Annotated in this window: 24 protein-coding genes; 4 read left to right on the top strand and 20 right to left on the bottom strand. The window is 31.2% G+C overall.

Translation table 11 applies throughout. The annotated features are described in order from the left end of the window. Positions 1-171 precede the first annotated feature (171 nt). The 5 genes from ACEWK1_RS20140 to ACEWK1_RS20120 form a co-directional block, all read right to left on the bottom strand. Positions 172-1,005, bottom strand: coding sequence for a carbohydrate ABC transporter permease (locus ACEWK1_RS20140; protein WP_212136194.1), 834 nt, complete (start codon positions 1,003-1,005; stop codon positions 172-174). Next, complete coding sequence (locus ACEWK1_RS20135; protein ID WP_212136590.1) at positions 1,005-1,871, bottom strand: carbohydrate ABC transporter permease; 867 nt, start codon at positions 1,869-1,871, stop codon at positions 1,005-1,007. The genes ACEWK1_RS20140 and ACEWK1_RS20135 overlap by 1 nt, the downstream gene beginning before the upstream one ends. Before the next feature lie 152 nt (positions 1,872-2,023). Next, complete coding sequence (locus ACEWK1_RS20130; protein WP_212136193.1) at positions 2,024-3,343, bottom strand: ABC transporter substrate-binding protein; 1,320 nt, start codon at positions 3,341-3,343, stop codon at positions 2,024-2,026. Positions 3,344-3,517: 174 nt separating this feature from the next. Then, positions 3,518-4,579 (bottom strand): LacI family DNA-binding transcriptional regulator, encoded by a 1,062-nt coding sequence (locus ACEWK1_RS20125; protein ID WP_212136192.1) that lies wholly within the window; start codon positions 4,577-4,579, stop codon positions 3,518-3,520. Between the two features lie 1,151 nt (positions 4,580-5,730). Beyond that, positions 5,731-6,177: a GNAT family N-acetyltransferase gene (locus ACEWK1_RS20120; RefSeq protein ID WP_212136191.1), complete on the bottom strand. Its 447-nt coding sequence runs from the start codon at positions 6,175-6,177 to the stop codon at positions 5,731-5,733. Between the two features lie 317 nt (positions 6,178-6,494). Between ACEWK1_RS20120 and ACEWK1_RS20115 the strand changes: the two genes are divergently transcribed. Further along, entirely contained in the window at positions 6,495-7,043 is a 549-nt protein-coding gene (locus tag ACEWK1_RS20115) for a CBO0543 family protein (protein ID WP_212136190.1), read from the top strand. A 560-nt stretch (positions 7,044-7,603) separates the two neighbouring features. Beyond that, on the top strand, positions 7,604-8,182 hold the full coding sequence (locus tag ACEWK1_RS20110) for a CBO0543 family protein (protein ID WP_212136189.1): 579 nt from the start codon (positions 7,604-7,606) through the stop codon (positions 8,180-8,182). Between the two features lie 403 nt (positions 8,183-8,585). On the opposite strand, the gene ACEWK1_RS20105 is transcribed toward ACEWK1_RS20110, so the two are convergent. Together ACEWK1_RS20105 and ACEWK1_RS20100 are read right to left on the bottom strand one after the other, a co-directional pair. Then, positions 8,586-8,939: a CBO0543 family protein gene (locus tag ACEWK1_RS20105; protein ID WP_212136188.1), complete on the bottom strand. Its 354-nt coding sequence runs from the start codon at positions 8,937-8,939 to the stop codon at positions 8,586-8,588. A 17-nt stretch (positions 8,940-8,956) separates the two neighbouring features. Next, positions 8,957-9,133, bottom strand: a complete 177-nt coding sequence (locus ACEWK1_RS20100; protein WP_212136187.1) for a hypothetical protein — start codon at positions 9,131-9,133, stop codon at positions 8,957-8,959. 393 nt (positions 9,134-9,526) lie between these two features. On the opposite strand from ACEWK1_RS20100, the gene ACEWK1_RS20095 reads away from it, so the two are divergent. After that, a complete protein-coding gene (locus ACEWK1_RS20095) occupies positions 9,527-10,798 on the top strand; it encodes a sensor histidine kinase (protein WP_212136186.1) in 1,272 nt (423 codons plus the stop codon). Between the two features lie 405 nt (positions 10,799-11,203). Here the strand turns inward: ACEWK1_RS20095 and ACEWK1_RS20090 are convergent, their stop codons facing one another. From ACEWK1_RS20090 to ACEWK1_RS20080, 3 genes are all read right to left on the bottom strand, one after another. Continuing rightward, positions 11,204-11,689, bottom strand: a complete 486-nt coding sequence (locus ACEWK1_RS20090; RefSeq protein WP_212136185.1) for a hypothetical protein — start codon at positions 11,687-11,689, stop codon at positions 11,204-11,206. Between the two features lie 1,035 nt (positions 11,690-12,724). Then, positions 12,725-14,218 (bottom strand): potassium/proton antiporter, encoded by a 1,494-nt coding sequence (locus tag ACEWK1_RS20085; protein ID WP_212136184.1) that lies wholly within the window; start codon positions 14,216-14,218, stop codon positions 12,725-12,727. A 15-nt stretch (positions 14,219-14,233) separates the two neighbouring features. Further along, a complete protein-coding gene (locus ACEWK1_RS20080; protein WP_212136183.1) occupies positions 14,234-14,776 on the bottom strand; it encodes a tyrosine-type recombinase/integrase in 543 nt (180 codons plus the stop codon). Positions 14,777-14,972: 196 nt separating this feature from the next. Here ACEWK1_RS20080 and ACEWK1_RS20075 point away from each other — a divergent pair, with 196 nt between their 5' ends. Further along, positions 14,973-15,860 (top strand): YitT family protein, encoded by an 888-nt coding sequence (locus ACEWK1_RS20075; RefSeq protein WP_212136182.1) that lies wholly within the window; start codon positions 14,973-14,975, stop codon positions 15,858-15,860. Positions 15,861-16,917: 1,057 nt separating this feature from the next. Here ACEWK1_RS20075 and ACEWK1_RS20070 read toward each other — a convergent pair. The 10 genes from ACEWK1_RS20070 to ACEWK1_RS20025 form a co-directional block, all read right to left on the bottom strand. After that, the gene (locus ACEWK1_RS20070; RefSeq protein ID WP_102232300.1) at positions 16,918-17,499 is read right to left on the bottom strand and encodes an Ig domain-containing protein; all 582 of its coding nucleotides are present in this window, start codon (positions 17,497-17,499) and stop codon (positions 16,918-16,920) included. Positions 17,500-17,515: 16 nt separating this feature from the next. Beyond that, entirely contained in the window at positions 17,516-17,851 is a 336-nt protein-coding gene (locus ACEWK1_RS20065; protein ID WP_102232299.1) for a hypothetical protein, read from the bottom strand. 2 nt (positions 17,852-17,853) lie between these two features. After that, positions 17,854-18,189: a hypothetical protein gene (locus tag ACEWK1_RS20060; protein ID WP_102232298.1), complete on the bottom strand. Its 336-nt coding sequence runs from the start codon at positions 18,187-18,189 to the stop codon at positions 17,854-17,856. 50 nt (positions 18,190-18,239) lie between these two features. Next, positions 18,240-18,959 (bottom strand): hypothetical protein, encoded by a 720-nt coding sequence (locus ACEWK1_RS20055; protein WP_102232297.1) that lies wholly within the window; start codon positions 18,957-18,959, stop codon positions 18,240-18,242. A 104-nt stretch (positions 18,960-19,063) separates the two neighbouring features. Then, on the bottom strand, positions 19,064-19,465 hold the full coding sequence (locus tag ACEWK1_RS20050; RefSeq protein WP_102232296.1) for a hypothetical protein: 402 nt from the start codon (positions 19,463-19,465) through the stop codon (positions 19,064-19,066). Between the two features lie 23 nt (positions 19,466-19,488). Then, positions 19,489-19,683, bottom strand: a complete 195-nt coding sequence (locus tag ACEWK1_RS20045) for a hypothetical protein (protein WP_102232295.1) — start codon at positions 19,681-19,683, stop codon at positions 19,489-19,491. A 533-nt stretch (positions 19,684-20,216) separates the two neighbouring features. Further along, positions 20,217-21,551, bottom strand: coding sequence for a phage portal protein (locus tag ACEWK1_RS20040; protein WP_321197688.1), 1,335 nt, complete (start codon positions 21,549-21,551; stop codon positions 20,217-20,219). 46 nt (positions 21,552-21,597) lie between these two features. Continuing rightward, positions 21,598-23,199 (bottom strand): terminase large subunit domain-containing protein, encoded by a 1,602-nt coding sequence (locus ACEWK1_RS20035; protein ID WP_102232294.1) that lies wholly within the window; start codon positions 23,197-23,199, stop codon positions 21,598-21,600. A 44-nt stretch (positions 23,200-23,243) separates the two neighbouring features. Next, on the bottom strand, positions 23,244-23,639 hold the full coding sequence (locus ACEWK1_RS20030) for a hypothetical protein (RefSeq protein ID WP_102232293.1): 396 nt from the start codon (positions 23,637-23,639) through the stop codon (positions 23,244-23,246). Then, on the bottom strand, positions 23,636-23,883 hold a 248-nt coding region (locus tag ACEWK1_RS20025; RefSeq protein WP_416636588.1), incomplete at its 5' end, for a hypothetical protein. The genes ACEWK1_RS20030 and ACEWK1_RS20025, both read right to left, overlap by 4 nt.

Below are 23,883 nucleotides of genomic sequence, written 5' to 3'. Positions count from 1 at the left end.
ACGCTTACATTTCTAGGACGAAATACTTTAATTTTCTAAAATATAATAAGGGAAATTTGGATTGTCTATATGTTATCAGTGACTCCCCATTCCAATACAAAAAGAATGGAAAGTCATGATATCAAGATATGATTTATAAATTTTTAGGGGGCCATACTCTGGAAGTAGTTGTTATTTAACAGAACCTTGTGTAATACCGTTATAAATATGCTTTTGAAGTAAAAGAAAAATAATTAGAGTTGGAATTATTACAATCATTATCCCCGCACAAATCACCTCCCATGAAGATCCCATAGGTCCTTGGAATTTAAACAAGGCTGTCGATACAACGCTTAGATCCTTTTTAGGCATATATAAAAACGGAGTATAAAAATCATTATAAATATTTACTCCTTTTACAATAACCACTGTAACTATTGCAGGTTTTAAAAGTGGCAGAATAATTTTCCTAAAGACTGTAAAATACGAAGCTCCATCTAGCAATGCAGATTCATCCAGTGAAACAGATATATTATTTAGAAATTGCATAAAGATATAAACAGCAATAATATCTGTCCCCATATATAATATGATTGCAGCCCAACGAGTATTGAATAGACCTAGTTCATTTACAATTTGAAACGTTGCAACTTGTGTTGTTACACCGGGAATCAATACCGCCAGTAAAAATGCCCCCAAAAGAATCTTTTTACCTTTAAAATCAAACCTATTTAACACATACGCAACCATTGAACCAGTTAATGTTGCACCTATTAATGATAAAACAAGAATTATAGTAGTATTAAAAAAACCTATAATCATATTCCCCTCTACAAACGCTCTAGTAAAATTTTCAAAATTCAACCAATTTTCAGGAGGAGTTAATGGATTTGTTGAGTTATATTCGTCACTTGTTTTAAAAGAGGCAAATAAAATAACAGTTATAGGAAGCAGTGCAACGAACACACCTACCAATAAAGAAAAATATTTAATAAATGTTAATATATTTGCTTTGGTACCCCTCATTACTCTGTCTCCTTTTTAAATGCAAGTCTTTGGATAATAGTAACAACAACGACTATTCCTAATAAAATAATACCCATTGCAGATGCTAAACCGAACTTATTGAATTTAAATGCTAAGTCCACTGTTTGAATAACAAATGTTTCACTGCCATTTGCTCCTCCTGTCATAATATAAGGAATTTCAAACACACTTATTGCACCACTAATAGCCAAAATCAAATTAAGTTGTATAATCATCATAATACTAGGTAAGATAATATACCTAAATTGATGCCATTTATTTGCCCCATCAATCTCAGCCGCTTCATATACTTCTTTAGGAATTGATGAAATGGCACCTAAAAAGATAATAAAGTTAAAGCCCATGTATCTCCATACAGAAGTACCTGCTAGTGAAATATTAATTATCTCTGGATTTCTTAACCACTGTTGTATTAGTCCTTCCAGACCAATCATTGTAAGAAATGTATCTAGTGTACCTTCAGGTCTAAAAAAGAATAAGAACATAAAACCAATAGCAACCCCATTTAGTAAGTAAGGGAAGAATAAAACTCCTTTAAAGAAGTTTTTGAATCTGACATTAAAGCTAAGAATTGTAGCGAAATATAAAGCAATCCCCATCTGCACAAACGTTGCAACGAAATAGTATATACTTACCTTAAATACCTGAAAGTACTCTGGATCAGTGAATATATCCACATAATTTTCTAAACCAACAAATTCTTTAGTAGGACTAAATCCATTCCACTCTGTAAAGCTATAAAAAAACATATTTAATACTGGTAAATAAGAGAACGTTAATAATAATAGTACCGGTATTAATGAAAATGAAAATATAACTAATTTCCTCTGTGAGTTATAATTCATTTTAGATTTTATAAGTTTCAATATTCTCGCTCCCTTTTATATATTTCACAAGGGTAAAATGTCTTTTAATTATTCCAATAATTTATTGAGCTCATTATCCAAAAAGAGGAAGATCCTAAGCCTTCCTCTTTTTTAATAATTACTAAAAAATTTTATTCGACACCTAATTCTTCTCTTGCTTCTTTCCATTTTTGATTTAATTCTTTTGTGATATCTTCATAACTTTCATCCCTATTGCCAATTCCAGCCTCGATAATTCTTTGTTTAAATGCATCTAAGCCAAAACCTACTTCACTTTCCTGGTCAAGCTTGCCAAATAAATCTTCTTCTCCTTCTTTTGCAGGTAGATTTTCAATAAATTGAACATTCGCAGTTTCGAAATCAGCCAAAGATTCAGGTAATTCAGCACCTTTAACAGGAGAAATTGCTCCGGCCTCTACAGCAAAGCCAGATTCATTAATAAACCAGTCTAACCAAGCTCTAGCAGCTTCTTTATTTTCAGAGTATTTATTGATTCCCATCTTGTAATCCCCAGCCATTGCCGCATATCTTGAACCATCTTCGTGTGTAAACGGGAATGGCATATACGCAATATCTTCTGGGTTATCAGTTAATGCTTGTACTTGTGAAACAGCCCAAACGCCTAAGAACATAGCTCCAACTTCACCATCTGCGAGCATTTGCTTCGATTGTTCCCAATCAGTTGTAAATGGATCTTCCTCAATTAAATCTTGATTTGCCAAATCATACATTAACTTATATAACGTGTGGTGTGGTCTCCCTTCAGCAAACGGATCATCAATATGAGGAACCTGCTGAGAAACATAATCTCCTTCACCAGCAATTGCTAATCTTTGATTCTCCCAATCACTTAAAGGCCAACCTGCAGAAAAGTTAGTATAATAAGGAGTCGCATCAGTGTTTTCTTTAATTTTCTTCATCGCATCTAAAAATTCTTGTGGAGTTGATGGTATTTCTGTAACACCAGCATCTTCAAATACTTTCTTATTATAAACCGCTCCGTAAGTATTAACTTGCACTGGAATACCATATGTTGTGCCTTCATATGAGTACTCATCAGCAAACAAATATTTTTCTAGTAATTCTTCTTCTTTTCCTAGTGGTTCAAAAAACTGTGGTAATTCATTTCTTGGCATATAAGGAATTAATAGTACATCACCATAATCTTGACTATTCAACCTTACTTTTGTTTGGCCTTCATAATCTGTTAATGCCTCAAAATTTACTTCTACATCTGGATAAGTTTTATTAAATTCTTCAGCATACTCTGGTAGTTTCGTATCAACAAGATCCGTTCTGTTAGTCAAAACTGTAATCTCTCCGCTAATGGTGTTCTCTGAGCTTCCATTTCCATCAGTACTTGGTTCCGAAGCATCGTTACTAGAACATCCTGCAAAAAGTGATGCAGCTAATAAAAATGTAAAAGGTTTATAAAACTTTTTTCTATTCAACTCTTTTCTCCCCCTATTTACTTATTTTTCTTTCGTACAATTAAAGTTTACTTTGATAGCGTTTTCCTGTCAATATATTTTATGATAAAAAATAAATAAAAATATAAGATTAATAACAAAAGGTTTCTGTAAAAATAAAAAGGCTATTATCTATGATAATAACCTTTAATAATATTAATCAGTTCCTTTTTTAAAAGATAAAACAGATTCTCTAAGTAATAGTTCACTTGCAACAATAATTTTTTCTTTTGGTGCATTTTTCATATCAATTCTACTAAGTAGAGCTCTAACGGCTCTTTTTCCTAATTCCTCCTTAGGGACATCAATAGTTGTTAGAGTTGGTTTTAAAAGATAAGAATCCTCAATATTATCAAAGCCTGTTACAGATATATCATCTGGAATTCTAATATCTAATTCCTGTAAAACTTTATATACATGCAAAGCAATAGAATCATTAGCACAAAATAAAGCTGTTGGTAATATATTTCTCTCTTTTTTTAGCTTCTGTAGCCAGTCTTTAATATCAATAAACATTTCTGTACTTTTGTCTTTAATCAATTCAAAAGATTCATTACTTATTGCTATATCATTTTCTTCTAATGCAGTCCTAAAACCTAACCATCTATCAAAGAAACTTCTTGAATAATTAATATTTCCTACAAATTGTATATTCCTATGACCAAGACCTATAAGATGATTTGCTAGCAAATAACTGCTATCAAAGTTATTTGAAAAGACTGTATCGGTTGGGTAGAGCTTATCTTCATGATCGATTAAAACAACAGGTACTCCTTTATTTTGTACTTCCAGTATAATCTGTGTTCCAACCTCTCCTACACCAATTAATCCTAAAAATCCTTCAGGATTAAGAGCACGGGGTAGGCTTTTAAAGTTATTTTCAGTCAGTATTACCATTCCTAAATTCAAATTTTCCAGTGTATCCGATATCCCCTTTATAATCGGTCCCCAATAAATAGATTCCTTTAATTGGCTACGTATATTAGGCATTACAATTAATACACTATTATTATCTATACTATCCTCAACGACTTCTTTCTTTATATCTGAATTATTAATACCTTTTTGTGTGAAATATCCTAATTGTGACGCAACTTGAAATACTTTATCTCTTGTTTCATCTTTTACTCCACTTTTTCCAGATAGAGCTCTAGATACTACAAAATTAGAAATTCCAAGGTAATCTGCAATCTGTTGAATAGTTACCTTTTTTGCCACAGATAAGCCCCTTTACTTTTTTATTTTATTATATCACAAAAAAATAAAAAAAATAAAAAATAAAAAACATTAGATTAAGAACAATTTTAGGTCTAGTTAAGGAAAAATAATCACAACATAAAACTTCTAAGGTGCATTATCATTTTTAAGTTCATTTCATTCCTTACCAGAAAATCTAACACTTTCTGTAAGAGTATTTTTTTAAAAGATATATATTTTTCCATTAGGTCTTTAAAATTAACTTTAATAGTCTCCATCCTTTTTAAGGTGGACAATTCGTTGGTAAATTCCAATTCACCAGCAGCGATATATTTTCCGAACTCTTTTTATTGATTAGGATTTTTTTATTTTTCAAAATCGATATGGACGTTTGTTTGATTTCCAGTTTCATTTAATTTTGGCAATGTTAATTCTCATGTTTTAAGGACTAAGATTTTGAATTTTTGTATATACCACTTTTGCTGATTTTTACTTAACTCAATCAAATTTACAATTTCGTACTTAGCAAATAATCTATATCATAATCTATATCATTATTAAAGCTATTATTGTTGAATCTGGAATTTACTCACCAAAGAGTGTTAATGACACTTTTATCGTTAGAGCGGAAAAAGCATATACTAAAGAGCTCCTTTGTAGAGGCTCACGTAATTAATACAAAAACTAAAAAATAGCACTCAAGAAAAATAAAAAAGCTCCAATTCCTATAGAATTAACTGAAGCCCACATCTGATGATCCGAGAGGGATTCGAACCCATGACACCTCCCCTGTTAAAATTTGGTTAGTAATTAATAGAGTTAAAGATAATAAAATGAATTAATAAGGTATTTATAAATAAACCTTTTTGGTTTGTTGTTGTAATATAGAGTTAATAGAAATCAATGAAATTATTTACATCTGTGCAATTTGAGTATGTAGTCAGACTTTCTTTCTTAAAGAGTGATCACGAACGAAAAATAGGATCTCTCTTTTTTCATTTTTCTTCAATATTTTAATTTAAACACATTCACCTATAAGCGAGGACAGTTGTAGCACAGAATCGTTGTACTTCGCAATAAATAGTTCTGTTTTCCTTACACTCTTATTCCAGAAAGGCGCTTTTATTGTTGAAGTTCATAGATAAATTTACTTTGTAAGAAACATAGCTAATCTATCTTCGCAATATCATTTGATCAGTTTCAGTAAACCCTAGTGTTTTGTATAGTTTTCTTGCATTATCACTTGCTAATAATCGGATTGTTTGAATTTCTCTTTTAGAAAACCATTTTAACACTTCATCTGTTAACTTACGTGCATAACCTTGATTTCTAAATCTAGGATCTACATAAACATCTCCAATAAATCCGTACTGGTCTTCTTTATAAAAGCAATATGGAATATCTTCCTTAATAAAAGCTCCAGCACAAGCAATTATTTCATTATTTTGTTCGATAACAAAGTGAATTGCTTTATCTAATATATATAAATCTTTATATGTCTTTTCAACCACCTGAACAAAATTAGCTTTAAGAAGATCTTCCATACCCACTTCTTTAAACATTTTCTGTTTTAGGAGTGTTATTGAAGGAATATCTGTAAAAGTTGCAGCTCTTATCACTTTAATCACCTACTTAAATAGAATCTGTATCAGTTTATTTCTTCATTTCCTCTTAGAATTATTCTATCTATGATACAGAATATCCTGTGCTTTCACATTTAAAAGGCACATCTCAACATGAAATGCACCTCTACTTTTGAAGATCACTAATAATTGAATTTCACTTCTTTCATAAACGCGCTTTTATTGTTGAAGATCATTAATTCGAAATTTTCTTGAATTGCGTAATAAGAATTTCTTAGTCAAGGTTTGTTTTACATATTTTTCACCGATACTCTAACTGGTACTAATTTTTAGTGAAAGTAAGGTGATTAATGTTGACCACTATTGAACTTATGGATAAATATGCAAGAGAAAATCAAGAAATAGTAAAAAAAGTAATTGCCCTGTGGCAACATGAAGTTGTATTCTCCTGGCGTTGGTGGCTCGGTGTGATTTTAACAATATTAACTTGGTTAATCTGGATTAAATACCATAAAAAAAATAGTAGATATAGATTACTAACAGCTGGACTTTTTGTAATGCTTATTTCTGTTGCTTTAGATGCCATTGGTGTTCAATTAGGTTTATGGTCTTATCGATACGAGGTACTTCCATTCATACCTGCTTACGTACCTTATGACCTAGCTCTTATGCCTGTAGTTGTAATGTTCTTGATACAGTATAAACCTCACTATTCACCAGTCAGGAAAGCAATCATCTTTGGCCTGTTAACTGCATTTATTGGTGAGCCTACTGTTGTTTTTACAGATATATACAAACCTCTAAAATGGCAATATATTTACTCGGTTCCAATTTATTTCGCTATCTTTTTAATTGCAAATTGGTTAACAACTAGAGATTCTTTTGAAGAAATTGATCGTTAAACCCGCCTTTAGACGGTTTTTTTATTGGACCATTTTTTGCGTATTGGCCATTAGAATCGGATAATTTTCACCTTTTTTCCGCACAATATACCTATAAAAACCATAGGAGGAATAAAATGCGTTCAAATGACCAATTTGTAGTCCTATTAGCTTTTTCAATTCTAAGTATCATCGCAACTTCTATATTTAGCAGCATAATTATTTCTCAAATCAGCCATTTGCGTTATAAGTAACTAACAAATGCGAGCTTGAAATTCAGCTCGTATTTTTGTTGTGCAATTTCTGCGTTTTTTGCGAATCAAATTAACGTTTGTCCGTTTCAATTAAATAGTTACTGAATACAATACTAAGGAACTATCATCTTCAATGTTCATCGTAATGCGTCGCCATGGAAAAGTGACTTATTACATCTTTTTTCCTCTTTTAGGGCTATTACTCGAACGATTGGTAATAGCCTTTTTCTGTGTTAGACAATATAAGATTAACTATTCAAAATTTATGAGTTGTATTTATCAGATTTGGTAAAAATAACTCCATAAATTGTTGAGGAGATTTTTACTATGGATAAACAACAACAGAATAAAATTGATGAATTACAGAAAATTGACTTACTTCATTCAAAAGAATGGTTAAACTATTGGCAAGATTACTCGTCATTTGGTCATTGGCAATTCTGGGTTGTTTTAGCATTATTAATTATCCCATTAATTTTTCTTTTAATTTTTATTAATAAAAGAAAAGCCTTATTATTGTGTTTTTATGGTTATAACGTCCATGTTTTTTTTACCTATGTTGATGTATTTGGTGCTAGCAAAGCATATTGGTTTTACCCATATAAAGTTCTCCCGATTCTCCCTGCAAGCTTTACGTTAGACGTATCCTTTGTACCAGTTACTTATATACTTTGGTATCAATGGATCTTAAAAAACAATAAGAATTATTACTTGTATATGTTTGTTTTGTCCTTAATCTTTGCTTTTATTTTCAAGCCATTATTAGTTGCTGCTGAGTTCTTCCAATTAAATAGAGGAGCAAATTTTTTTCATCTTTTTATAGGTTATTATGTCGTAGCCATATGCTCAAAATTAGTAACAAACCTTTTTATTTATCTACAAAACTTGTCAAAGAACCATCACTGAGAGGGATAACACCCTCTTTTTTTATTAATTTTTTATCCATATTGTTTATGTCGCTTTTTATGTCTACTACGTAATATAAAGTACCTCTAATCTGGCTCTTTTATTGTTGAAGATAACTCCTACACTATTTCCTCGGATTGCGAACTAGCTTTTTTCACAATACCTCCTTTAGATCACTTGAAAAGATAGGTTATATTACCTATAATTTTATACGTATGATACAAAAGTCACGCAAAGGAGAAAAGAATGATTCCTAGTAATGAAATGACTATTTTTATAAAAGAAATTTATTTATTAATAATTCAATATAATAGGTGCGACAGTGATGATATTAAAAAACAAATTTACGTTGAGATAATGATTTTAAGTGACGTGATTAAACAATAAGCAACTGCAAAGTATTTCAATTTCTACTCGTCTCTATTTCTTTTAATTTGTTCAGAATCCACTTAACTGCTATCCCCATCAAAATGTAAATTGGTACTGAATGAATATGTTTCCATTTAAGAATTTTATATATACCTAGCCATTGATATATATTCCCACCTATATAAGCAGCAAAAAAGGCAAAAAATATTTGGCCTAAAATATATGACTTCCATTTAGGAAAGTATTGATAAATCACCATGTAAAACATCGGTAAAATGGATAAATCAGCTGGGTCAAAAACATCTCTTGGTAATTGAGTAGTTGTAACAGGGTATGTCCATAATTGTAAAGATGCCCCTATCTGATCTAATAAAAATGAAGTTAACATAATAAAAATTCCTACTATCAAGATTTCCCTAACTCTTTTTTATCGACTATCTTCCACCATATAACCCATGGAATTATTAGAGAAAAGATCACAAACCAACATGGAAATGACAAAAAAACATCATCCCACCAATGTTCACTATTCAACTTATGAATTTCCTTATTAGCTTCAATGAACTCATTCATTTTTCCCATCAATATTTCTCCTTTATGTACACTATGATTTAAGTATTTCATTAAATTTAAAAAATAGTCAAAGGAGTATACATTTTGGCTTTTTACTTAATTCTCTTTTTAAGTCAATACCACAACAATAACGTCCTTCTTATTATTAAAACTGATATAATAAAGTACAGTAAGAAAAACAGAGGCTATTGCAGCAATGGTTATTTTATAGAATATTTTTCTGATTTCATCAAAAGCTTCAATTGTAACTAGGGAACTCCAGAAAAACGGAGTTCCCTTTCTTTATAAAAATACAAGATTATTCTTTAACTAAGCTTTATTAACAAAAAAATTTAATTAACTATCTAGTATAAATAGAAAATACTTTATAAAATAAAATTAAACCTTTTGGGAGGATACTGTATGTATCAATTAATTAATAGTCTTCTGATTGATCTTCTTTTAATTTTAACAGTGATTCTAATTGTTAATATTATTAATTGGAATTCAAGTTCGATGATAGGTAAAAAGCATTATGCCCTTCTTATGGTCGGTTCAATTTTAATAATATTGAATATTTCCCTATCCGTTCATATGAGTAATGGTTTCTATTACGACCTACGATTTATCCCTTTGTTATTAGCTGGATTTTATGGTGGCAGACGCGTTTTATATCCGTTAGCTGCACTACTTATTTCATACCGTTTGTTTCTATATGGTGGCGACGAAGGTTTTATAGGGACACTCATTTGTACTTGTATTTCAACAATAGCCATACAGTATATTTCTCCAAAATTGTATAACAAACGAATACTGAGAAAAGTTTTTATGCTTACTTTACTATCATTCTTTTATTCGATTTTAGCATTTCTTGTTCCATCTATTTTATTTGGGTTTACTAATGTTCCAATTTATATTGTTTATTCACTAATTCTTTCTGGATCTACATTTTTTGTTACCTATCTTTGCGAATTACTTATAAATAACTATATCTACCAACAACAGCATGTTAAGTATGCTAAATTAGAAACAGTAAGTCATCTAGCAGCAAGTATCAGCCACGAGGTTAAAAACCCCCTTACATCCGTAAAAGGATTCTTACAGTTAGCACTGGAAGAAAAGAGCCTGCCAATACATGTTAACAAATATATATCAACAGCACTTTCAGAGGCGGAACGTGCGTCTGACATTATTACTCAATATCTAACTTTTGCTAAACCACAACAAGAAATCCTAATAAATCTCGATATAGAAACAGAGATTAGAAATACTATAGAATTAGTTCTTCCCTTAGCTAATAGTAACTGCGTTGAAACATTCCTTGAATTCCGTCATAAACATAATATTATTGGAGATCCAAGCAAGTTTAAACAAGTCCTTCTTAACGTCTTTAAAAATGCTATTGAAGCAATGGAAGACGGTGGTACTCTTTCAATCATGACTTCAGAAAAAAACAATATGATTGAAATTTATGTTATAGATACGGGTTGCGGAATGACAGACGAGGCTATAACTCGATTAGGTGAACCATACTTTTCTCTAAAAGAGATAAAAGGTACAGGATTAGGTATGATGGTAGTTTATCAAATAGTTGAAGCAATGAGCGGAGTTGTCTCTGTTCAAAGCCGATTGAAAAATGGCACTACTGTTACCTTATCTTTTCCGTTTACAGAAAAAGCTATGTTTATTAATTAAATGGAGGAGCTAAAGCTTATACTTATTAATCTTAACCTGGTTATCGAATTCAACTAATCTTAAAATAAAGCCTCACACCTCCAATTGTTAGACAGAAATCAACAAATTAAGTTAAGCAGGTTATTGATAGCAATTTAATTTATTTTTATAGATTTGAAATTGGTTTAATAAACGTGAAATGAGTAGATTAAGTATTAAGTAATCTACTCATTATTTGGTTTATTCTGTTTATAGCCACCGCTCAATTTGATTGCTAGATACTCTTTTATTTCTTTAGTGCTTATTTGATCTTCACTAATCTGTCCTTTACATAAAAAAGACACGAATGTTACACATTCATGCTTTTATTGCTGAAAATCAAAATTGTATTGCATAGAACCCTTGTACTTCACAGCAAATGCTTAGTTATGTTAGTTCAATTACACTGTTATTCCTTTTACTTTTTTCAAACAAATACTGTACTCCATACAATAAATACGCTTTGTAGTGTATATATATAAAAAATTGGAAATAGTTTAGCCTTTTTAAACGAACAATTTTAATTTTCTTTAAGAAAGGAATAAAGAGAAAAGCAAATAGTCCATTCGCTATCGCATTAATCATTACAAATTTTTTGAAGTTACCATATGAAAATTTAAGGAACCACAAAGACATAGGAAAATAGGGACCTATATCAAAAGGAAGTTCATCCCTTATAAAGGATTTTGGCTTGTCATAAAATTCCCACCACTTCCTCTTACGTCCATACAAATGATTTATTATTTCAAATATAGCTATAAAAACGCCTGCAAAAGAGTAACGTCTGATACTACGCTTACCTATAAATACCACAGAAAACCAGGGTATAAGTATTAAAAATAAATTTAACATTTTGTGCCTCTTTGAAGCCATATGTGAATACACTCCTTAAGGAATTTGTTCCACTAACTTTATTAATCAAGACTCTCTTGATTAATGGAATATAAATTAACGTACCAGCAACTATTTAGAAGATAGGGATAACAGTAAATTATTCTTAGGTAATTTGTTCACTATGTATGAGTTTGGACTGTGGAATATATGAACCTTACAAAGTCAATATAACTCTGCTGACTAAAGATGCTTACTTTTGCCTATTAAGAGAATATCGTGTAAAGAGGTAGTGAGTTATTGTGCATAAATCATAGAAGGTATTAAGAATATAGACTTTATCGCATCTCCTCCATTACCTATAATATTCCAAATCCATCCTTTTATATTCATTCTCGCATGGACTCAAGCTTTCTGCTTCAACGAGACCAGCTATAAAGCTGAAAATTCATGAGTTTTATAATAGCTCATAGATTATTAATAGAGGTTAAAATATCAATACAATAGTTTGAAACATATTGTTTGCGCAGTATATATCTACTAATCCGAAGAAAGTCCACCCTAAAAAGAGTGATGAAAAAACACTTACCTTCAAATGCAAGATAAGCGCTTCTATTGTTGAAGACCATCATTACTAATCACCACACCACGCAATTATTCCAGTGGTGAATATAATAAAAAGGCACCTGAATGTAATCTTGGAAGCTAAGTTCTTTTATTATTAGGAATTTAAACTTTAAACAACGCTCTTATTTTAAAGTATTTTTGATGTTCAGTAATATAAGCGATCTGTTTCGAAAAAGATTCTTTCGGAACACTGTGTTGCGTCTTGAATTATTATCATCTTATTGATTTTTCTCTTTCTCGGAAGCTAAAATAACATCAAGTCCTAGGATAAGGAGACATACCATAATAAAAAAGTTAATAACAATATTATCTTCAGATAAAAATATATCTCCTGTGAAAAGGTAATATGCAAAATTAATTATTCTTATAAGGATAAAAAGTAATACCAAAATAACGAAAATATGCTTCCTCAATTCTCCTCCCACCTCAAATAGTTACCGTAAAATAGTTCTATTTAACTGTATTCACAATATCATCGTTATTCTTTTCCTCTTGTTCCAATAGCAACTTCAGTTTCTCCTTGCTTTTTCTAGGCGTTAATATATACAGAAAATCTCCTTCTTTTAAAACAGTATCTCCCCTAGGAGTAATTAAATTATTTGATCTAATGATTGCATTTATAAGAGTTCTTTTTGGTAAAGCTATTTCAACTATTTTTTTATTCACAATAGAGGATTCAGCTACTACTTCATATTCTATTATTTCTGCATCAGCCTTCCCAATTGAAACTAGCTCAAGCGAATGCATTGGTTGGATCTTCTTCGGACCAGTTAGGCCTAACTTTTGAGCAAGTATGGAAATGGTGGACCCCTGTATAAGGGCTGAAGTCAACACTACGAAAAACACTACATTAAAAAATAATTGATTATCTTCAACACCAGAAATCATCGGAAATGTTGCTAAAACAATTGGGACTGCTCCTCTTAATCCAGCCCATGACAAAAATAATTTTTCTTTGTTTGTGTAGCCCATTTTAACTGTGGATAAATAAACTGCTATTGGTCTAGCTACTACAATTAAGATGATCGAGAGTAATATACCTTTTACAATTACGTCTAATGTAAATAGTTGACTAGGAAAAACTAGTAATCCCAAAATCACAAACATTAGAATTTGCATCATCCATGCAAAACCCTCATTGAATCGAAAGATAGATTGACGATATGTTAATTCCTTGTTTCCAATTAATAAAGCAGCTACATATACAGCAAGTAAGCCACTGGCATTAATTAGATCTGTTGCACTATAAGTTAGTAAAGCAAAAGCTAAGGCAAATACAGGATAAAGTCCACTTGAGTCTAGATTAATTCGATTAATTCCAAAAGTAGCTAGCTTTCCAAAAAGCAGCCCCATAATTAACCCTACACCCATCTGCCATATAAAGGAGAAAATAAGCGACCAAGGATTACTTCCACCTACAGTCAGTAATTCAATAAAAGTAATCGTAAGAAAAACAGCCATGGGATCATTGGTACCTGATTCAGCCTCAAGAGTTGCACCTAATCTTGATTTTACATTCTGACCTTTTAAAACAGCAAATACCGCAGCAGCATCAGTTGATCCTACAATTGATCCGAATAAAAAAGCAGCAATCCATGATATATCAAAAATTAATTTAGCAGCAATCGCTACAATCGTTGTAGTAATAACAACACCAATTGTAGCTAGAGATAAAGACGGAACAAGAACTGACCTTACGGTCCCCCATTTCGTTTGTAGACCACCTTCAAACAATATGATGATTAGAGCAATCACACCAATTAATTGTGCGAGTTTTGCATTCTCAAAATGAATTAGTCCCATTCCGTCGCTACCAAATAACATGCCGACTGCAATAAAAAGAACAAGTGCAGGTACACCTAAACGACTGGAAAACTTAGTGGTGATAACACCAACGATTAGTAATATCGCAGCTAATAGAATAAAGTAATCAAAATTAATCATTATACTCCCCCTTTTTTATAAATTTACATCTATTTCTGTTTTTACATTTGTATTCGTTACACCTAAGTACCTTCTAGTTTCAGAAGGTGTTGAGTGATGAAACAACGATTGTAGTAAAGAAATCGCAACCCCTTTTTTATAGGCATGGTAACCAAAAGTCTTCCTAAGTGAATGTGTTCCGATCTTATCTTCAATACCCACTGATTTTGCAGCTTGGTTAATGATTCTATACGCTTGTTGTCTGGTTATTGGATGATTTGTTTTGGCTGATTTAAAGATGTATTCATCTTGATCGGAAGTAGGTTGTAGGTAGGTTTTTAATGCAGTTTTCACCTTGCTATTAATATATATTTCATACTTCTCTGTCTCCAAAAAAATTTTTAGGCTTCCATCTTCATTACGGAGGTCTTTTATTTTCAAGGATAAGATTGTACTTATTTTCAATCCTGTGTTAATTCCTATTACAAACAGTAAGTAGTCTCTTGGAGATTGTTCTTTAAGTAATCTTTTTATGGCATTTATTTTGTTAATTTCTCGAATAGGTTCTACGTGTTCCATTTATCCTCCTGTTTTAATGTAACTTAATATATATTTATCATATACTTATGTAACATTGTAAATCATTAGAACGTTCGTGTCTAATGAAAAGGCTTAACTAACGAATAAACACTGAACAATATAGACATAAAACTTTTAATGCTGGAAAAGATAGGTTAATATATAAAGCGAAAGAATAATAAAGGAATGATTTATATTGGTTGATGACTTATCTGTTAAAAGAAAACAACACCGTAGACTATCAAGAGTTAAGATTTTACAACGTGTTATCGCGATAACACTCGGAGCTTTTTTGATGGCTGTTGGACTAGAGATCTTTCTAGTGCCAAACCAGGTTATTGACGGTGGAGTCACAGGTATATCTATTATGTTATCCCATATAACAGGTATTAAATTAGGGATATTTCTGTTCCTTTTAAACCTTCCGTTTGTTTATTTGGGGTATAAACAATTTGGGAAAACCTTTGCTATATCAACGATTTTTGGAATTATCATGCTTTCTATATTTGCTACTCTTTTACATCCTGTCGAACCATTTACTGAGGATATTTTACTTGCTACTATTTTCGGGGGGATTTTCCTAGGGATAGGTGTTGGGATCGTGATCCGAAATGGAGGAGCACTTGATGGAACAGAAATATTATCGATTGTGATAAGTAAAAAAGTACCTTTTTCCGTTGGAGAAATTGTGATGTTTATAAATTTATTCATCCTGGGTTCTGCAGGTTTTGTGTATACATGGGATCGAGCAATGTATTCTATATTGGCTTATGTGATTGCAGCTAAAGCAATCGATATTGTCATAACTGGGATGGAAGAGTCAAAATCCGTCTGGATTATTAGCGATCAAGCAAATGAAATTGGAACAGTCATTACTGATCGATTAGGTAGAGGGGTTACTTACTTAAATGGTGAAGGTGCTTATACAGGTGATCGTAAAAAAGTTATTTTCTGTGTAATAACTCGATTAGAAGAGTCAAAATTAACAACTATTGTGGAAGAAATTGACCCATCTGCCTTTTTAGCTATTGCAGACATTGCAGAAGTTAGAGGCGGAAGATTTAAAAAGAAGGCAATTCATTAGAAAAAAGGGAAACTCCAAAAGCAAAACTTGCAAATGGAGTTTCTCCATTTAATTCTAAAAAGTTTGTTAAATAGTTCACCTTATTTATAGGCTAAATATTTCTTATATACCTAAGTATTTTATCCAAATTTGTACCATGTAAGTAATGATTAGCGTAATATATTCCTAATAAAAAAATTAACAATGATAAAGATATAAAAATGATTATGTTCTTCCAATCAATAGCCTTAAATAACTCTTTCATCTTCTCTCCTCCTATTATGTAAAAATTAAAAACTCAGTCATAGTGAGAGAAAAAGTTTGAGTGGTACTTAACTGCAAACAAAAAATGCTTATCTTGTGTTACAAATAACTCTTGATAAGAAGGAGTTAACCTCCCCATTTTATTAACCGTTAGAGTAGATTTAAATTTATGTTTAGTGTAGCTAAGTTTAATATTTAGCTTTTCGCCAAACAACTTTGGAGAAGATGGAACTATCATTTCCGTGTATTTATTATAAAAACTAAGCCCAATTGATGTAATATCAGAAGGTGTTATAACTTTTTGGTTATGTATATTGATAAATATCCCTATCAGCAGAAGAATAATTAACATGAAATGGAAGAATCTTGTTTTTGAATCCAACTATCTCACAGCTCATTCCCTATTTTTATATTAGTCATACTATATTATATATTAAAACCCCCCGTAAATTAATGTACTTGGTAAAATTTATTAGTCTCCATAAAAAGACAATGACACAAGGCATATTGTTAAGCAATCTGGCCTGATTGCGGAATAAAGAGGCATGATTAGAATCAGATGTTTTACTCCTCTAGACGTGTTAATTACATGATAAATAAAAAAGCCCCAATCCCTATATAAGGAACTGAAGCTTCTCACTCTAATGATCCGAGAGGGACTCGAACCCCCGACCCCTACCCTGTCAAGGTAGACCGAATCAGTTATTTATGTATCAATAGGTCAATAAGCATTTATAGAAACTGACCACTTCACTTATTATATTTACAATTTTCATTATAAAGTGGTTGTATAAATTTGTAAAGTGTTCCATTACTAAACACTTTCACAGATTAATATTAACAGTCCATTCTTAGTAAAATCTCTATTAATAACCTTCCATTCTGAACCCATCACAGTAAATTGAAAATTCACCGTAAACTTCTCATTGTTGGTATCATTACCTTGAACAATTACACTAATTTGATTATCTGGCAATCTAATAGCACTAGGTTCACTTACTGAAAAACTATTCTTATCTACTATTGAAGGTACATAAGAAGGCTTACCAACTATATCCTCATATATTGGCTCCCCGAATTGATTATAACCGACAATTACCCTTGTAGTTTCACCTGCAACTTCTATTTCATAATTACAATGACGAATAAGGGCTTTAAACTTAGAATTTCGCTTATTGACTGATTCAGTGATAACTAAGTAATTATCACCTTCTAATTCAATCAAATCACCCCTAGAAACGCTTAAAAGTGTATGGATATATCTTTCTTCCGCTTCACTAATAGAAGGATTAGTAATCAACGCCTTTTTTGTTTCTCCATTTATCAAAATATCTTTTCCAGCGTTATCTAGCAAGAATTGAACGTCATTTGTATTCGTTTCAAAAGGATTAAACATCTATATCCCCCTTTCATTAAGAGTTAAATAGCATAAAGAAATTACTATCTGAGTCATCTGTTTTCATTGTTCTGATTTTACGCTCTAATTGATCTATACGTGATTGAATATTATCTGCAAAATCTGAAACAGACATATCATCCTCTTTGTAATTCTTCATTGTACTTGGATTATTAGCAATTGATTCAAGAATAGATAGTGCTGAACGGTAAATGTTACGTTTAGAGGTGGCTGATTGAGGATTGTATTCTGAATGTGGGTTTAAATCTGCTTCCATAAGGTAAACGATTAATTCATCCTGTGATAGATTAATACCTTTTACTTCTAATAGTAATCGTTGTAAGTTTGTCATTGTTAATCCTCCTTGTTCATGTAGTATTCGTGGTAAATATCAATGATAAATGCCTTAACTGTATCTTCTGTTACTTCATTTCCTAATCCAACATACCAAGATTTAGTAACCTCAAACCATTTTCCATTCTGATCTAATGTGTATCTTCTAAATTGATTACCATATTGCTTATGAAAGCCATGTAAATAAGAATGACCGCCTGTAGAATGTTTAATTTCTTGATGGTCAATCTTACTAATGAAATCATTAGATAAATATTCACTGACATATCCACTAAACTGCTTAATAAAATCATGATATTTCACTTTATACATAGCGTCATATTGATATTGTTGCATTGGTCACACTCCTTTCTTCAAATAAAAAAAGTGCCGAAAATGGCACTTCTTCATACTGATTCATTTAACTTTTCATTTCTTTTAATAATTACACTTACTCTTTTATGCCATAAATTACATTTATCAAATGCTGTTTTATAAAGTGGATTGTCTTTTGAATATGGTTGTTGAGTATTAACTAAAAAGACAATATCATGAACAGGATTCATTAAATTATCTACTACAATAGATAATGATAACCTTTTAACTTGTTCAGTAGATGTATTATTTGCACTCATAGCACCTACTACTGCCCCAAATCCACCTGCAATTGCCCCACCTAATAATGAACCTCCAACTAATCCACTCTTAGAGGTTTTAGTTAACGTTTGACCATCTTCAACTATTCCACTTTCAACTACCTGATTAAAGTTGAATTTTACAATTTGATAATCTTTATTTAACTCTGTTCGCTTAAATATATATAATTTGTTCTCTTTCTCACTAATAGCAATTCCGCTCACACCGTCATCACTAAAAGTATAATCATCATATACAATACCTGAGTTTTTTATAAAATTATTATTAAAATCAATTATTTCGTTAGAGGATTTCTTAACTCCTTCTGAAACTGTATAAATATGAAAACCAACTGCACCTAATGGAAGTAATATAAATATTAGTGTAAATTCATCTGGGACATTAGGAATTATAAACATTGAAGCAAAAATAATAATCAATAAACAAAAAAGCCTAACATTGACATTTATCTTAAGTATTTTATCCAACACAATAAATCCCCCCTACATAGTATAGTTAAATATTACCACACAAAACTATATAAAGGACTTATTTGTTCTCTAAAAAGTAAAAAACAAGGAGTTATTCTCCCTGTTTAATCTTGAAACGCTTTTCTCATTGAAACTTCTGTTAGTTTTTCATGATATTTAAAGATATTATCAATTAATTCCTGTAATTCTTCAGCAGTATAGTCAAAATCGAAATTAGCATGACTATAACATTGAAGTACTTTCTTAACTGCTATTTCATACTCTCCAATGGATCTTTCTAAATCAAGAATATCCTCTTCAACTAAACGATACTTTGCATTTTTATATTCATTAATCCTAGAAACTACATGATTTTGTGCAATCTCAACATCTCTTTTTGTTGTTATTTTACGAAAGATATTGTCACCAGTATTAAAAAAATGTTTAAAGTTATATTTTTTAATACTTCTATCATATTCGTACTTCTTAATTATTTCTTTGACTTCTGTACTTACTTCTTTATACACAATGCCACCTCCCATATACCTACTTAATTCGACACATGGGAATGATTTCCTTCAAGATACTTAACATGTTTATCTTCATCATCAAGAGTGCTAAGAATATCTTTTAAATCACGTAGGGTTTGTTCTTTAGTATATAAATTATCATGATCTATTTTAATCATAATACCGATTACCTGACGTTTTAATTCAATTATCATTTCCTTATGCAATAGATTCATTGAAGCACCTCCCAACCTAATTATTAGCAGGAGGGAAAAACTAAATACTTATCGGTGTGAAAAATTTAGTATGCTGCGGACTCATTTTGCTAATTAGGGGTATTTATATACGTTGATATGCATTGATAGGACTGTATATAAAACGCATAGATATTCAACATTATTACGTAAAATATAGATTACACGTAATGATGTAATAATAAAACATTGATATATAAGCGTTTGTAGACCTTTAAAAATTATCCGATATTCATTATCTATGCACCCTTGATATATCAACGTTTTCAAGCCTTCCTACACTCTAAAAACTGTATAAAAACTTTCTTTTATTAAGTTGTTTAAATGCATAGAAAATGAATAGATTAGGCGTAAAGTAAATAACCTTGACATTTTTGAAATTTTCACCCATCTCCACCCTTTTTTTTTGGCTGGCTCGCTGACCGTTGCATAACAAGAGCGAAAGTTTCAATATATCACTTTACCCTCTCACCCTTGTCATATCAACATTTCTAATAAACTAAACATGAATTGAATTAACTCTCTGCTACCTTTGTTTTATCCTTCACTTGGCTACCTTCTTCATTCAGCCTTTGTAACTCCATTTGCACATCACTTGTATACGGACTATGTGACAGTAGGCTTTCTAAACTCAATCCACCTAATAGACGTAATTCCTTAATGTTCTCGATAATCTCTTTATCATTTGAAGGCATAGCATATTGGAACACAATATCTAAACTCTCATAATCATCTTCACTGAACGTTACACCTTTGTATGCTAACAATGTTCTAATCTTATCGAATCTTTGCTCCAAGCCATCACGCATAAACTGTTCATTCATACCTGCTTTAATATTAGCCAATGAGAACAATAACTTTATACTAACCTCACTTAGATTAGATATATCTGTCTTGTTCATACTAACAGCAGGTGTTTGTGATATGTCTAATAGTGATTGTACTAGAGTCTTATAGATAGTATTAAATGATTGATAATCTAATTGATTACTAACCATCTTAAAGTCGCTACCATCATCTAATTGGATACCCTGACCTACAACACTAGCCGATACACCTTCACCTTTTAATTGTTGTCCAATGGCTACTGGAATAGGATTATGATGTTTATAGAATGAATCGGTAAACTTACTAATTAAATCTTCCATTGAATCTAATAGACTAATCCAATCCTCTAATTCACTTCTACCTTCTGTAGCACTCAATTCATTTTGATTATGATATACAATAGGTAGTCCACTGATATTAGGATTCTGACCTACTAAACGTAATTTACCACCTAGATTGTTATAACTATATACAACTTCATCTGTAAACACAGTATAATAACTAACTGCGTCTTGCACATATGCTTCAATGAACGCAATCAAATTATTCTCATTATCGTATATTGGATAACTTGCAGAAGGATCAATTAATTTACTTTTAATAACTCCCTTATCCATAAAGATATATTCAGCACAGATTCCATATTTATTTACCTTATCAAGAATGGATATATTCAAACGGTCATATTTACCTTTCTTATTTACCCTTTGATAATCAGAAACAATATTCTCTTTACCTGTCAATGTAATAGTATTTTGTAATAAGTATGCAGTTTGGAAGTTTAACAACGTCTTAGCATATTGAAGAACAATCTTTCTCGGCTTAAACTCTTTGCCATTGTACATTTCATTAGGTCTATGTAATATCGCATGATCACCGTTTAAATACTCTTTTAAGTCATTTATTTTATTTACTCTTTGTTGTTGGCTTACCATTCCTATTTCATCTAAGAACCATTCAGAACGATTCTCATGATATAGTTTCAAATAAGTTTCCAACTTATCCTGTAGTTCACTTTTCACAGTAATTCCCCCTTATAATAAAAATAAGGTTAGGTGCATTTAAACCCTAACCTGCTATATCCACGTACCATTTACCAACTTTCATTCCTTGAACTGCTAATGCAGAAGAAATAACTAAGTCATCATGATTCTTTTCACCTTTTTTGTTACCCATCTTCCCATCCGACTCTTGGAATATCTGCATTTGTTGAAGTGTTTCTTTACACTCGATATTTATCAAACCTCGTTCAAATTGCTCTTTGAAGTCGCTGATTAATACACTCTTACTTGCTACTGTTGTCATGAAACCTAATTGCATTTTCTTTTTACCTTTTTGATCAAACATTTTTTGTTTATATAGATTCATGTAATTGTAATCTCTTCTTAAACGCTCTAATAATGGAGAACCGTAACTATTTCTTTCAACACAAAGAAACGCATAGTTGTACAATCTACCAATCTCATTTACTATTTCCGCAAATAAATAAACAGGCACTTTGTTATTGTAGAAACTAAGCACCTGTTGACCATCTGAATTAAATAATGAAATTGTAGAATCATCACCGCCACCACCAGCAGACGTATCAACACCACCGTAATACTTCATACCATGTTTAGGTAGATGAAAAATATATAAACCACGATTCACATATTTGTGAAGTGTAACGTCTAGTTCACGCTGAACTATCGCCTTATCAATTGGTGGAAGTAGATAATTTATCCTCTCTAATACCTTAGATTGATCAAAGACACTTAACCCTGTACTAATGAAACTTTCCATTGGATTTGAAGGATACTCTTGTTGAAAGTCTTGTAAATCCATATCAAGTAATTTGTATCTTCTCCACATTAGGAAACGTAAATTAGCACCACTTTTATGTAATATCTTCTCTTCTGGCTCTAAATCTGCTACAGATAACCGTTTACCTTTATTATCTTCCTTGTACCATTTCTCGGCTTCGTCATGGTCATTTTTGAATTGCTTCTTATATAAATCATGATAGAAGGGAATAAACATTGCTTTATATTTCGAATTACCCTTCCATGCAGACATAAACAATTCATAATACTTATTTCCGATACCATTAGAAGTTGTCTCAATGGTTAATTGACTAATATCACCTTTCATAAGGGACTGTTCAGCCGACAATAATTGCATATCTTGTTTACCATAGAAGGCAAACTCTGATAAGTGAATGTAACTGTATGTACTACCACGACCAATAGACTTGTTACCTGCAACAATACAACTAATCCTAGAGCCATTATCAAAGAATATTTCATCCCTATTTTCCCTTCTAACTTTAGGGAATAAATCAGGATATTTGTCTCTAGGTAACCACTCTTGCATAGTTTTCAACTTTTCAAATAATGCCTTTGATGAATCTAATTTATAGGAAACTATAAGAATATTTTCATTATCATTTCTCAACGCTCTCCATAATGCCTTAGCAAGTGTGAAAGTAGATATACCACCTTGTCGAGCCTTAGAAACGATTACAAAACGATTCTTATTCATAAGGTTATTTAACTCTAACTGTGCGGTATTTAGTTCTAATTTAACCTTCTCATTATTGTTATCAATGATATAAACAAAATTTTTGGCAAACAGTGTAAAGTCATCCATTATCATTTTCAGTTTTTGTTGTTTAGTCATCTTCGTTGTCATTTTCTCACCCCCAACATAAAAAAGAGAAGTTCACAATGAACCTCTCAAATTTCTAAATCATCATCTTCTTCAATTATTTCTTCATCTACACTAAATGTTTTTTCGGCTGCCTTTGCATAATTTGATATATCCCTTTGTAATTGGAGGAATAATTTTACACTTTGTGTTTCTCCTGTTTTGGCTAATTCAGATACTTTCTTATAGATTTCATCTAAATCATTAGCAATACAACTATCTAAGTAAATCGCTAGTAGTTGCTTATACTCGGCAGTACGTTCCCATTTAATAAACTCGTTCATAGTCTTATTGCCAATCATTTTTAAAAATTCTTCTTCTGTCTTTTGAGGAAGAGTTTGATCATAACGAATATCATGTTTCCATTTGAAATACTCTGCCTTCTTCCATCCTTTGAGTTGTTTCAACGCTTCATAGATATTCATTGAGATTTACCTTCTTTTTCACGTTGCTCACGTTTTTCTCGCATATCTTTTAATATTCCTTTTGCTTCATCAAGTAACAGACCCATAAACTTTGTTCGCATTATCATTTCATCTACACTTTTTTGCATATTTTCAATATTAGTTCTCATATCTACAAATATTTCTTTTGTATCTTTTAGTTCTTGTACTTCCTCTTTCATTACACGAATAACTTCTTTTTTAGATTGACGTTTGAATAATTTCA

The organism is Metabacillus sp. YM-086, assembly GCF_048059995.1.
Lineage (GTDB): Bacteria > Bacillota > Bacilli > Bacillales > Bacillaceae > Metabacillus > Metabacillus litoralis_B.
This window is presented reverse-complemented; position numbering and strand designations above follow the sequence as displayed.

Bases quoted from the DNA above. Each gene is read 5' to 3' on its own strand.
- ACEWK1_RS20140 (WP_212136194.1), bottom strand. From the start codon at position 1,005: ATGAGGGGTACCAAAGCAAATATATTAACATTTATTAAATATTTTTCT.
- ACEWK1_RS20135 (WP_212136590.1), bottom strand. From the start codon at position 1,871: ATGAATTATAACTCACAGAGGAAATTAGTTATATTTTCATTTTCATTA.
- ACEWK1_RS20110 (WP_212136189.1), top strand. From the start codon at position 7,604: ATGGATAAACAACAACAGAATAAAATTGATGAATTACAGAAAATTGAC.
- ACEWK1_RS20105 (WP_212136188.1), bottom strand. From the start codon at position 8,939: ATGTTAACTTCATTTTTATTAGATCAGATAGGGGCATCTTTACAATTA.
- ACEWK1_RS20100 (WP_212136187.1), bottom strand. From the start codon at position 9,133: ATGGGAAAAATGAATGAGTTCATTGAAGCTAATAAGGAAATTCATAAG.
- ACEWK1_RS20095 (WP_212136186.1), top strand. From the start codon at position 9,527: ATGTATCAATTAATTAATAGTCTTCTGATTGATCTTCTTTTAATTTTA.
- ACEWK1_RS20090 (WP_212136185.1), bottom strand. From the start codon at position 11,689: ATGGCTTCAAAGAGGCACAAAATGTTAAATTTATTTTTAATACTTATA.
- ACEWK1_RS20085 (WP_212136184.1), bottom strand. From the start codon at position 14,218: ATGATTAATTTTGATTACTTTATTCTATTAGCTGCGATATTACTAATC.
- ACEWK1_RS20080 (WP_212136183.1), bottom strand. From the start codon at position 14,776: ATGGAACACGTAGAACCTATTCGAGAAATTAACAAAATAAATGCCATA.
- ACEWK1_RS20070 (WP_102232300.1), bottom strand. From the start codon at position 17,499: ATGTTTAATCCTTTTGAAACGAATACAAATGACGTTCAATTCTTGCTA.
- ACEWK1_RS20065 (WP_102232299.1), bottom strand. From the start codon at position 17,851: ATGACAAACTTACAACGATTACTATTAGAAGTAAAAGGTATTAATCTA.
- ACEWK1_RS20060 (WP_102232298.1), bottom strand. From the start codon at position 18,189: ATGCAACAATATCAATATGACGCTATGTATAAAGTGAAATATCATGAT.
- ACEWK1_RS20045 (WP_102232295.1), bottom strand. From the start codon at position 19,683: ATGAATCTATTGCATAAGGAAATGATAATTGAATTAAAACGTCAGGTA.
- ACEWK1_RS20035 (WP_102232294.1), bottom strand. From the start codon at position 23,199: ATGACAACGAAGATGACTAAACAACAAAAACTGAAAATGATAATGGAT.
- ACEWK1_RS20030 (WP_102232293.1), bottom strand. From the start codon at position 23,639: ATGAATATCTATGAAGCGTTGAAACAACTCAAAGGATGGAAGAAGGCA.